The organism is Herbaspirillum camelliae, assembly GCF_001929405.1.
In the GTDB taxonomy this organism is placed as follows: domain Bacteria; phylum Pseudomonadota; class Gammaproteobacteria; order Burkholderiales; family Burkholderiaceae_D; genus Herbaspirillum; species Herbaspirillum seropedicae.
On record NZ_KV880769.1, the window covers coordinates 4,294,656 to 4,307,830 of the forward strand.

At 69.8% G+C, this 13,175-nt stretch carries 2 protein-coding genes; one reads left to right on the forward strand and one right to left on the reverse strand.

Features of this window, described 5'->3' with window-relative positions; translation table 11 throughout:
- The first annotated feature begins 35 nt into the window (after window positions 1-35).
- Complete coding sequence (locus BGK68_RS19295; protein WP_158035481.1) at window positions 36-11,954, forward strand: amino acid adenylation domain-containing protein; 11,919 nt, start codon at window positions 36-38, stop codon at window positions 11,952-11,954.
- Window positions 11,955-12,147: 193 nt separating this feature from the next.
- Here BGK68_RS19295 and BGK68_RS19300 read toward each other — a convergent pair whose 3' ends face one another.
- The gene (locus tag BGK68_RS19300) at window positions 12,148-13,101 is read right to left on the reverse strand and encodes an alpha/beta hydrolase (RefSeq protein ID WP_075258408.1); all 954 of its coding nucleotides are present in this window, start codon (window positions 13,099-13,101) and stop codon (window positions 12,148-12,150) included.
- Window positions 13,102-13,175: the final 74 nt, after the last annotated feature.

Here is a 13,175-nt window from a genome sequence, read left to right on the forward strand (position 1 = left end):
TTCCCTGCGCGCCACCCCCGGATACCTTACCGATCATGAACGATATGTCCCGCCCCCCGCATGACCCCGCGCCGCTGTCCTATTCGCAGCAGCAGCTGTGGTTCCTGCAGCAATACGAGCCCGGCCTGACGGCCTATAACCTCACCCGCGCCTTCCGCCTCACCGGCACACTCGACCGCGCGGCGCTGTCGGCTGCCCTGGATGCGCTGCAGGCCCGTCACGCCATCCTGCGCACGCGTTTTGCCGAGACCGACGGTCTGCCGTATCAGCAGGCCGTGCCGCCGTTCCCGGTGCAACTGGCCTGGCTGGACCTGCGCCAACTGCCGCCGCAGCAGCGCGAACAACGCCTGCAAGAAGAGCTGCAGGCCGCCGCCGCGCACGTGTTCGACCTGGGCCAGGCTGGCCAGCTCGATGTGCGGCTGATCGCGCTGGGGCCGCTGGAGCATGTGCTGGTCATCGGCATGCATCACATCGTTTCCGACGCCTGGTCCAATCCGCTGGTCATCCGCGACCTGGCCGAAGCCTATCGGCAGGCGCGCCGTGATGGCCAGGCGCAGTTGCCGGCCTTGCCGATGCAGTATGCCGACTACGCACACTGGCAGCGCCAGCGCGTGCAGGGCGCCTGGCTGGCCGACGAGTTGCGCTATTGGGACGACTACCTCGGCCCCTCCAATAGCAGCCTGGACCTGCCCACCGATCGTCCGCGCCCGCCGCGCCAGAGCTTCCGCGGCGCGGTCCACGCCTTTACGCTCGATAGCGCGCTGGCGCAGCAGATGCAGGCCTTCTGCCGGGCCCAGCATTGCACTCCCTTCGTGGCCTTGATGGCGGCCTGGCAGGTGCTGCTGAGCCGCTACAGCGGCCAGGCCGATTTCCTGGTGGGCGCGCCCAATGCGGGTCGCAACCATGCCGAGCTGCAGGACCTGGTGGGCTTCTTCGTGACCACCCAGCTGTACCGGGCGCGGTTGACGCCGGCGCTCACGGTGCGCGAGCTGGTGCGCCAGGTGCGCGGCGACATGCTGGCCGCGCTGGAACACGGCGACTTGCCCTTCGAGGCCTTGCTGGAACACCGCAAGGTCGAGCGCGACCCAGGCCGCAATCCGCTGTTCCAGGTGATGTTCGGCCTGCAGATGGTGGGCGAGGGCGCCAGCGCACTGGCCTTCGATGACATCGTGACCACACCGGTGGCGCTGGCGCAGGACAGCGCCAAGTTCGACCTGTCGCTGGATGTGAAGGTGATCAAGGGCGAGGTGCATTGCCGACTGGAATACGCCAGCGACCTGTTCGATGCCGCCACCATCGCCGCCATGGCCGGCCATTACCTCAACCTGTTGCGCGGTTTCGCAGAAGCACCGGAGCGTCCGGTGGCGCAGCTCGCGCTGCTGGACCAGGACGAACAGGCCAGACTGCGCAGTTGGGGCGATCCCCAGCCATGTGAGGCACTCCCGGCCACCCCGGGCGCGAGTCTGGCCGGACTGATCGAAGCGCAGGCCGCCGCGATTCCCGACGCCGTGGCCGTGGTCTGCGGGCCGCAGCAGATGAGCTATACCCAGCTCAACCGCGCCGCCAATCGCCTGGCGCACCGCTTGCTGCAACAGGGCGTACGCCCCGAGGACCGCATCGGCCTGGCCGCGCCGCGCTCCCTCGAAATGATCGTCGGCCTGCTGGCCATCCTCAAGGCTGGCGCAGCCTATGTGCCACTGGACCCGGACTATCCGGCCGACCGCCTGGCCTACATGGTGCAGGATGCCGGCGTCACGCTGGCGCTGACGGCGGACGATGGTGTCTCTGCCTTGCCCGCGCAAGGCCTGCGCACGCTGGAGATCGCCCCGGCCCTGGCCGATGAGGGCGCACCGGCGCACAATCCCGGCGTCGTGCTGCGCCCCGACAACCTGGCCTACATCATCTACACCTCCGGCTCCACCGGCCGTCCCAAGGGTGCGCAGCTCACCCACGCCAACGTACTGCGCCTGCTGGGCCGGACGGCGGCCTGGTTCGACTTCGGGCGCGCGGATGTGTGGACCCTGTTCCATTCCTACGCCTTCGACTTCTCGGTCTGGGAAATCTTCGGCGCGCTGTGCTACGGCGGCCGGCTGGTGGTGGTGCCGTTTGCGGTCAGCCGCTCGCCGGAAGACTTCCTGGCGCTGCTGGTGGAGCAGCGCGTCACGGTGCTCAACCAGACGCCCTCGGCATTCCGCCAGTTGCTGCAACTGCCTGCGCTGCGCCAATTGCCAAGCGATGCGCTGGCGTTGCGCACCGTCATCTTCGGCGGCGAAGCGCTGGAGCCGGAAATGCTGCGCCCCTGGATCACCCGGTTCGGTGACCAGCGTCCGGCCCTGATCAACATGTACGGCATCACCGAGACCACCGTGCACGTGACCTACCGGCGCCTCCTGCGCGCCGACCTGGACGCCAGCCGCAGCCCGATCGGCGCGGCCATTCCCGACCTCGGCCTGTATGTGCTGGACCAGCGGCTGAACCTGGCTCCGGCAGGCGTGCCTGGTGAACTCTATGTCAGCGGCGCTGGGCTGGCGCGGGGCTACCTGAACCGGGCCGCGCTGTCGGCCGAACGTTTTGTCGCCAACCCGTTTGCCCGCGCCGGGGAAGAGGGCAGTCGCCTGTACCGCACCGGCGACCTGGTGCGCTGGCGTCATGATGGCCAGATGGATTACCTGGGGCGCATCGACCAGCAGGTCAAGATACGGGGCTTCCGCATCGAGCTGGGCGAGATCGAAGCCCAGTTGCTGGCCCAGCCCGGCGTAGGCGCGGCCACCGTCATGGTGCGCCAGGACGCGGCCACGCCGCGCCTGGTCGGCTACCTGTCGCCGCAGGCGGGGATGGCGCCTGAAGCGCTCGATACGGGCGCGCTGCGCACCGCGCTGGGCGAGGTCTTGCCGGACTACATGGTGCCGGCGGCGCTGGTGGTGCTGCCGGCGCTGCCGCTCAATATCAACGGCAAGGTCGATCGCAAGGCGCTGCCGGCGCCCGAGCTGGCGGCCCGGACCGCCTACGCCGCGCCCCAGGGCGCGCTGGAAGAGCAACTGGCGGCGATCTGGCGCGAGGTGCTCAAGGGCGGCGCAGTGGGACGCGATGACAACTTCTTCGAACTGGGCGGCGACTCCATCCTGAGCCTGCAGATCGTCTCGCGGGCGCGCCGCGCCGGCATCGCCATCACGGCGCGCCAGATGTTCGAGCGCCAGACCGTGGCCGAGCTGGCCGCCGTGGCCAGCGAGGCCGTGGCGGCCGCCACCCCGCGCGAGATCACGCAGACGGCGCAGGCGGGGCAGGCGTGCCGCCTGCTGCCGATCCAGCAGGACTTCTTCGAGGCCGATATCCCCCGTCGCGCCCACTGGAACCAGTCGGTGCTGCTGCACAGTGACACGCCCATCGACCCGGCGGCACTGGCCGCAGCGCTGCATGTGCTGATGCAAGCCCATCCGGCGCTGACGCTGCGCTATGAACAGCACAGCGACGGCTGGCGCCAGCTGCACGGCGAGTTGCCCGATCTGCAGGCCATCGCCGAGCGCATCGTGAGCGCACGCGCCGCCGACGCTGATCAACTGCTGGCGCTGTGCGAGAGCGCGCAGCGCGGCCTGGACCTGGAGCGCGGCCTGGTGCTGCGGGCCATGCTGGTGGACATGGGCCAGGCCGGTTGGCGCTTGCTGCTGGTGGCGCACCATCTGGTGATCGACGGCGTGTCCTGGCGCGTGCTGCTGGAAGACCTGCAGCATGCCTATGCGCATGCCTGCGCCACGCCGCAACAGCCGCTCCAACTGCCCGCCGAAGAAGCTGGCCTGGCCGAGTGGGGCGAGGCCTTGGCTGCCTACGCGCCAGTGGCGGCGCAGCGCATCGACCACTGGCTGGCGCTGGCCGCCTGCCCGGTACAGTTGCCCAGCGACCCCGCCAGATCAGGTGAAGATGGCGCGGGCGCGCGCCTGGCCGACCAGCAAAGCGTGCTGCTGCGCCTGGCGCCAGCACTGACCCAGACCCTCATCGGCGAGGCCCACAGCGCCTGGCGCACTCAGGTCAATGACCTGTTGCTGGCCGCGCTGGCACGGGCGCTGGCAGCGTGGGGCGCACCGCAGCAGCTGCTGGTGGACCTCGAAGGCCATGGCCGCGAGGCGCTCGGCGACGCAGCCACGCCGGACCTCTCGCGCACGGTGGGCTGGTTCACCTCGGTGTTCCCGCTGGCGCTGGACGCTTCCGGTACGCCGCTGGCGACCCTGCTGCGCACCAAGGAAAGCCTGCGCGCGCTGCCCAACAAGGGACTGGATTTCGGCGTGCTGCGCCGCTTTGGCACAGCAGAACAACGGGCCGCCTTGCAGGCGCTGCCGCGCGCGCAGGTGGCGTTCAATTACCTGGGGCAGTTCCAGTCGGGCGAGGAGGGCGGCTGGCGGCTGGCCAGCGAACCGGCCGGCACACCGATGGACCCGCAGGCGGCCATGCGCCACGCGCTGACCATCAACGGCCAGGTCCACGAAGGCGTGCTGCAATTGCGCCTGAACTACTGCAGCAAACGCTATGGACGCGCCATGGTGGAGACCCTGGCGGCGCATCTGCAGACGCAGCTGGAAGAGCTGGCCGCACTGTGCAGCCAGCATGCCGGTGGCCTGACGCCGTCCGACCTGCCATTGGCGGGCCTGGACCAGGCCCAGCTGGACGCCTTGCCGCTGGCGGCACGCAATGTCGACGATATCTATCCCCTCTCGCCGATGCAGGCCGGCATGCTGTTCCACAGCGTCTTTGAACCGGGCGGCAGCGCCTACATCAACCAGTTGCGGGTGGATATCGACGGCCTGGACGCGGCGCGCTTCGAGCAAGCCTGGCAAGACACGGTGGCCGCCCACGACATCCTGCGCACCGGTTTCCTGCACCAGCCGCGGCCGTTGCAATGGGTGGCGCGTCGCGTGGCCTCGCCGCTGTCGCAACTGGACTGGCGCGACGCCGCCGCCGGCCACTCGCTGGGCGGCGAACTTGACGCCCTGGCCCAGCGCCAGTTGGCGCAAGGCTTCGACCTCGCTGCGCCACCGCTGATGCGGCTGGTGCTGGTGCGCACCGGCGCCCAGCGCCATCACCTGATCTGGACCGTCCACCATCTGCTGCTCGATGGCTGGAGCACCTCGATGCTGCTGGGGGAAGTGCTGCGCCGCTACGCGCAAGCTGCGACTGCCGGGCAAGCCAAACCGACGAAGCTGGCCCTGCGTTACCGCGATTACATCGGTTGGCTGCAAGGACGTGACCAGGAAGCCACGCGCCGCTTCTGGGAAATCCAGCTGGCCCGGCTGCAACAGCCCACCCGCCTGGCCGACGCCATGCCGCGCCCGAGCACGCCCCAGAGCGGCCATGGTGAACACCGGGAACTGCTCGATGCCGCGCTCACCGCGCGCCTCAATGAAGCCGCCCGCGCCCAGCGGATCACCTTGAACACCCTGGTGCAGGCGGCCTGGGCACTGCTGCTACAACGCTATACCTATGCTGCGCACGACCAAGGCGTGGTCTTCGGTGCGACCGTAGCGGGCCGACCGGCTGAGCTGACCGGGGTGGAGCAGTTGCTGGGCCTGTTCATCAACACCTTGCCGGTGATCGTGGCCACGCCCCCGCACCAGCCGGCGGGCGACTGGATGCGCGCCCTGCAGGCGCAGAACCTGCAGGCGCGCGAGTACGAGCATACCCCGCTGGTGGATATCCAGCGCTGGTCGGGGCAGGGCGCGCAAGCGCTCTTCGACAGCATCCTGGTGTTCGAGAACTATCCGGTCGACGCCACCCTGAGCCAGGGCGCGCCGGCGGGACTGGCGTTCTCGTCAGTGCGGCACCGCGAAGAGACCAACTATCCGATGACCGTGGTGGTCAATGCCGGCGACACCCTGCAATTGCAGCTGCGCTACGCCCGCGCCCAGTTTGCCCACGAGATGGTGGAGCGCATCGGCGCACACCTGCGCCATCTCTTGCAGGTGCTGGCGGAGCATCCCCAGCAAGCCATCGGCAGCCTGGGGCTGCTGCCCGGCGATGAACTGGCGGCATGGCGCGAGAGCGGCGTGAACCGCGAGCTGCACGCCTTTGATGCCCCGGTGCATCGCCTGATCGAACGCCAGGCTGCGGCGACACCGTCGGCTGCGGCCCTGCTGTATGAGGATCTGGTGCTGGACTACCGCAGCCTCAACCAGCAAGCCAACCGCCTGGCGCACCGCCTGCTGGCCGAGGGTGCGGGTCCGGAGCGTATCGTCGGCGTGGCGGCGCGGCGTGCACCCGAGATGGTCGTGGCGCTGCTGGCCGTGCTCAAGGCCGGCGCGGCCTACCTGCCGCTGGACCCGGACCTGCCGCCGGCGCGGCTGGCCGACATGATGGCCGACAGCGGCCTGTCGCTGCTGCTGACGCAGACGGCGCTGCGCGCCGAGCTGACGGCGCCCGCCGCCGTGCGGGTGCTGGAACTGGACGCGCCCGGACAGCCCTGGGCCGAGGGCATGCCAGACCATGATCCCGGTATCGAGGTCGCGCCCGATGGCCTGGCCTATGTGATCTACACCTCCGGTTCCACCGGCAAGCCCAAGGGCGCGGGCAATCGCCACGTATCGCTGCACAACCGGCTGGCCTGGATGCAGGAAGCCTATCCCATCGGCCCCGGCAACACGGTGCTGCAAAAGACCCCGTTCGGCTTCGACGTGTCGGTGTGGGAGTTCTTCTGGCCGCTGATGACCGGGGCCCGCCTGGCGCTGGCCGCGCCTGACGAACATCGCGATCCGGCGCTGCTGGCGGCGCGCATCCGTCGCCACGCCGTGGATACGCTGCACTTCGTACCGTCGATGCTACAGGCCTTCGTCGCCCATCCAGACAGCGCGCAATGCCACAGCCTGCGCCAGGTGATCTGCAGCGGCGAAGCCTTGCCGGCCGAGCTGCAGGAACAGGCCTTTGCGCGCCTGCCACAGATCGCGCTGCATAACCTGTACGGCCCGACCGAGGCCGCCATCGATGTCACCCACTGGACCTGCCGCCCAGGCGAGCGCAGCGTGCCGATCGGGCGGCCGATCTCGCACACCGCCGCCTATGTGCTGGACGGCGGCCTCAACCCGCTGCCACACGGCATCGCCGGCGAGCTCTATCTGGGCGGGATCGGCCTGGCGCGCGGTTACCTGGGGCGTCCCGGCCTGTCGGCGGAGCGCTTCGTGGCCGACCCCTTCGCCGCCGACGGCAGCCGCATGTACCGCACCGGCGACCTGGTGCGACGCCGCGCCGATGGCGAGATCGAGTACCTGGGCCGTACCGACCACCAGGTGAAGATCCGTGGCCTGCGCATCGAACTGGGCGAGATCGAGGCGCAACTGCTGGCCCAGCCCGGGGTGGCGGCGGCGGTCGTGGTCGCTCTGGTGGAGCCAGGGCGTCCGGCCCGCCTGGTGGGCTATGCGGCCGACCCGGGCGCTACGCTCGAGGCAGAGGCCTTGCGCGCTGCGCTGCTGCAAAGCCTGCCGGACTACATGGTGCCGCAGCGCCTGATCCTGCTGCCGGCGCTGCCGCTGAACGCCAATGGCAAGGTAGACCGCAAGGCGCTGCCGCGTCCCGACTTCAACGAGCAAGGCGGCTATGAAGCGCCACAGGGCCAGACCGAAATCGGGCTGGCGGCCATCTGGGCCGAGGTATTGCGCTTGCAACGGGTCGGCCGCCACGACAATTTTTTCGAGCTGGGGGGGGATTCCATCCTCAGCCTGCAGATCGTGGCGCGCGCCCATGAGCAGGGATGGCCGCTGACGCCGCGCCAGCTGTTCCAGAGCCAGACCGTGGCCGAGCTGGCGCAGCAATGCGACCAGGCGCAGCCGCCCGCACCAGCGCAGGTCGTGGCGGCTGCGCGCGGACGGCTGGAGGATTACCTCAGCGCCGCGCAGACCGCACAGCTGGCGCTGCAGGGCGAGCTGGAGGACGTCTATCCACTCTCGCCGATGCAGCAGGGCATGCTGTTCCATACCATGGAAAGCCCGGGCTCCGGCCTGTACGTGAACCAGCTCAGCGTGCGCGTGGAGGGCCTGGACGAGGCGCGTTTCGCGCAGGCCTGGCAGAGCGTGCTGGCGCGTCACCCGGTGATGCGCACGGGCTTCCTCTGGCAGGCGGGCTATGCCCAGCCGCTGCAGGCGGTGTGGCGCACGCTGGCGTTCGGCATCGAGGTGCAGGACTGGAGCGCCCAGGCGGGCGACGCCGAGTTGCCGCAGGCGATTGCCGCCTTTGCGGCGGCCGATCTTGCGCGCGGCTTCGACCTGCTGCAACCGCCGCTGGTGCGCGCGACCCTGCTGCGGCTGCGGCCAGGACAGCACCAGTTGGTCTGGACCATGCACCACATCCTGCTGGACGGCTGGAGCACCTCGGCGCTGATGCAAGAGCTGATGCTGGCCTATGGCGGCCAGCCGCTGCCCGCACCGGGACCGGACTATGCCCAGTACATCGGCTGGCTGGCCACGCTTGATCCGCAAGCGGCGCAACGTTACTGGATGGGCGCGTTGCAGGCGCTGGACGGCCCCAGCCTGCTGGCCGAAGGGGTGCGCCCGGATCCGGCGCGGCGCGGTTTCGGCAAGCTCTATGGCCATTGCGACGCCGCCGCCACGCGCCGCCTGGAACAGTTTGCGCGCAGCCAGCGCGTGACCCTCAACACGCTGGTGCAGGGCGCATGGTCGCTGACCTTGGCGCGCCACAAGCGCAGCACGGCGGTGGCCTTCGGCGCGACCGTCTCGGGCCGGCCAGCCGCCTTGCCCGGCGTGGAGAAGAGCCTGGGCCTGTTCATCAATACCATCCCCATCGTGGTCGAGGTGGATGGCCAGCGCCGCGTGGGTGACTGGCTGCGCACGCTGCAGCAGACCAACATCGACAGCCGCGAACACGAACACACGCCGCTCTACGACATCCAGCGCTGGAGCGGCATGGCTGGCCGGGCGCTGTTCGACAGCATCATCGTGTTCGAGAACTTCCCCATCAGCCGTTCGCTGGAAGCGCGCGAGCAGGCCGGCCTGCGCTTTGGCCAGGCCGAGGGCGAGGGCTTGACCGGCTTTGCCATGGATCTGCAGGTGGTGGCCCGCGAGACGCTGGACATCGAGTTCTGCTACGACCGCAGCCTGTTCGGCGATGCCGAGGTGGAAGCCCTGCGCGAGCAGGTCATGCTCAACCTCGAAGAACTGAGCGCCGGTGGCGAGCGCGCCCTGGGCGAGCTGGCGCGGCTGTCGCCGCAGGCGCTGGCGGCAGTGCTGGAACTGGGACGCGGTACGCACGACTATCCCGCCGACCTGCCGGCGCACCTGCTGATCGCACGCCGCGCCGCGCAGACACCCGACGCCATCGCCCTGGTGCTGGACGACCAGAACCTGTCCTATGGCGAACTCAATGGTCGCGCCAACCGCCTGGCGCATCACCTGATGTCCCTGGGCGTGGGCGCGGAGCAGCGCGTGGGGGTGGCGGTAGAGCGTTCCTTCGACATGGTCGTCGGCCTGCTGGCGGTGATGAAGGCCGGTGCCGCCTACGTGCCGCTGGACCTGGACTATCCGCCCGAGCGACTGGCCTACATGGTGGCCGACAGCCGTATCCGGGTACTGTTGACGCATGCGCGCGGACGCCGGCTGCTGGCCGCAGAGGCGCAAGCAGGTCTGCGCTGCCTGGCGCTGGACGACGCCGGCCTGGCTGCGCAACTGGCCGGCTTGCCGGCGCACGATCCGGTGGTGGCCGTGGCCCCGCAACAGATGGCCTATGTGATCTACACCTCGGGTTCGACCGGCCAGCCCAAGGGCGTGGCGGTCAGCCATGGGCCGCTGGTCATGCATTGCCAGGCCACCGCCGCGCTCTACGAGATGACGCCGGACTGGCGCGAGCTGCAGTTCATGTCCTTCTCCTTCGATGGCGCCCACGAACGCTGGATCACCACGCTCATCAGCGGCGCCGCGCTGGTGCTGCGCGGCCCGGAGATGTGGAGCATCGAGCAGAGCTGGCAGGCCCTGCACCAGCAGCGCGTGAGCAATGCGGTGTTCCCGCCCGCCTATCTGGGCCAGTTGGCCCAGTGGGGCGAGCAGCATGGCGATGCACCGCCGCTGGAACTGTATGTCTTCGGCGGCGAGGCCATGCCGCGCGCCTCGTTCGAGCGGGTGCGCCGCCATCTGGCGCCGCGCCTGCTGATCAACGGCTATGGTCCGACCGAGACGGTGGTGACGCCGCTGATCTGGAAGGGCGCGAGCGCGGCTGGCGTCGATTTCGACGGGCCGTTCGTGCCGATCGGCAAGCCGGTGGGGCGGCGCAACGCCTATATCCTCGACGCTTCCCTGCAGCCGGTCGCTCCGGGTGAGGCGGGCGAGCTCTACATCGGCGGTGAAGGTCTGGCGCGCGGCTACCTGGAGCGGCCGGCGCAATCGGCCGAGCGTTTCGTGGCCGATCCGTTCGGGCAGCCGGGTGCGCGCATGTACCGCACGGGCGACCTGGCGCGCTGGCTGCCGGACGGCAATGTGGAATACCTGGGACGTCTCGACCACCAGGTGAAGATCCGCGGCTTCCGCATCGAACTGGGCGAGATCGAGGCGCTGCTGCGCCGCCAGCCCGGCGTGGCCGAGGCAGCAGTGGTGGTGCGCAGCGACGGCCAGGGCGAGGAGGTGGTGCGCCAGCTGGTGGCCTACGTGGGAGCGCCGCAGGCAGTCGCTGCGCCCGAGACCGCGCAGCGCGCCTTCGGCGACAGCCTGCGCGCCGCGCTTCGGGCGGGCTTGCCGGAGTACATGGTGCCCGCGCACTTCGTGCTGCTGGCGGCGCTGCCGGTGACCCATAACGGCAAGCTGGACCGCAAGGCCCTGCCAGCCCCGCAGGCTGCGCCCGCGCGCAGCTACGTGGCGCCGGCGACGCCCGCTGCGCAAGCGCTGGCCGAGATCTGGCAGACCGTGCTCAAGCGCGAGCGCGTCGGCCAGGAAGACAACTTCTTCGAACTGGGCGGCGACTCGCTGCTGTGCCTGCAGGTGATCGCCCGTGCGCGCGGCCAGCGCCAGTGGAACTTCAACTTCAAGCTGGCCGACCTGATGCAACGTCCCACCATCGCCGCCTTGCTGGGCCTGGAGAGCAGGCCGGCGGACGGCCCCGCGCTGGTGGCCATGAACGCCGGTCCGGAAGAAGTCGCGCCGCTGTTCTGCCTGCATGCGGGCATGGGAACGGTATTCGACTACCGCCCGCTGGCGCAGGCGCTGCAGGGCCGCCGCCGCGTCTATGGACTGCCGTGCGCGATGCTGCAGGACCCTGCGCAAGCTGCGCCAACCCTGGCGCAACTGGCCGACCATTACACGGCGCAGCTGCGCTCGGTGCAGCCGCAGGGGCCGTATCACCTGCTGGGCTGGTCGCTGGGCGCGACGCTGGCGGCGCAGGTGGCGCAACGGCTGGAGGCACAGGGAGCGCAGGTGGCTTTCCTGGGCCTGGTCGATGGCTATGTTCCGCAGAGCGAAGCGGCCGATGCCCGTGACTGGCTGGATGACCTGCAGGACTTCGTGAGCGTGATGCTGCCCGCAAGCTGGGACGGCGCCGCCGGCAGCAAGCGCTGGCTGGCCTTGCAGGCGCTGCAGGCGCGTCAATCCGGGGCCTTGCCTTCGGAAGCAGCGGCGCTGGCGATGCTGTCGGCGATGCTGGAACAGGCCGGTGAACTGCCGGCATCGCTGCCTGCGGCCGGGGAGCTGGCGCGCATCTTCGTGGTGGCGCGGCATCTCAGGGAGATATCGGCGCAGGCGCCGGCGCTGCAGGCGGTCGCGGCCAGACCGCACTACTGGTGGATTGCGCGCCGCAAACCGGCGCACCGGGCCGAGCTCAAGCGCCAACTGGGGCAGACGGGTTGCGCCGAGGTGCAGCTGGAGACGGACCACTTCAGCATCATGAGGCAAGCGCGCTTGCTGGACGAGGTGGTGCAGGCGCTTGAGGTGCTGGCGGCGGATTGCGCCGGTGTTGCTGGTGCGGCGATGGGCCGTTCTTCCTGAACAGCGGCGTAGGCGCGTATCGAAGGTGCGGCTCAGGCGCGCCTTCGATACGGCCCTGGCGGGCCTACTCAGTCCGAACGGTTTGTCATTGGTAGAGGAACAAAAATAATCGCCGCTCCTGGGCCATCCAGGGCGGCGATTCTTCCTTCAGCGATTCGGTGAACGGGGCAGGGGCGGGCCGCAAGGCCCTTGTTCAGCGCATCGCCGCAGCCAGCCGGGCGGCAATGGCGGTGCGCGCCTGGTCGGCTTCGGCAACGACCATCCCCAGGCGCAGGAAGTCATGCACCATGCCGGGGTGAATGTCGAGCTGGACCGGCACGCCCGCCTGGCGCAGCTTCTCGGCATAGGCCATGCCTTCATCGAGCAGCGGATCGTGGTCGCCGATGACCACCAGCGCCGGCGCCGCACCGGACACGTCGGCAGCCTGCAGGGGGGCAAAGCGCCAGTCCTGGCGCTCATGGTCGCCGTTGAGGGTGTGGCCGAACATCCATTGCAGGGTTTCCCCTTCCAGCAGGTAGCCGGTGGCGAAGCGGCGATGGGAGTCGCCGTCCTGATGGGCGCTGGTGCAGGGATAGAGCAGCAATTGCAGGCAGGGCGAGCGGGCGGCCTCGCGGGCGCGCAGCGCCAAGGCTGCGGCCAGGGTGCCGCCGGCGCTGTCGCCGCCTACGGCCAGGCGGTTGGTCGCCAGGCCCAGCGCGGAGCCGTGTTGCAGCAACCAGTCGTAGGCATCGGCGGCATCCTCGAAGGCGGTCGGGAAGCGGTGTTCCGGGGCCAGCCGGTAGTCCACCGCCAGCACGCAGCAGGGCGTGCGCGCCGCCAGTGCGCTGCACAGGGTGTCGTGCGAATCGAGGCTGCCGACGCAGTAGCCGCCGCCATGGAAATACAGCAGCACCGGCTGCGGCGCGGCGGCGTCCAGCGGGGCCGGGGCATACAGACGTGCGCCGATGCGCGCGCCGTCGCGGGTGGGTATCTCCAGAGCGCGGCGTTCGGCCAGGTCGTCCGGTGGCAGGTCCAGCATGGGCGCGGCGGCTTCATAGTCGGCGCGCGCCTGGTGCACGCTCTTGCGGTGCATGGGCTGCTGGCGGCCGCTTTGGATGCCGGCTTCTACCAGGGCCAGGAAGGCGTCCAGATCAGGGTGCAGTTGCATGGGGTCCTCAGGGAAAAAAGCCGGCGCGAGGCCGGCTGTCAGGTGGGAGAGGGAAAGCTGTTCGGCTTGCCTGT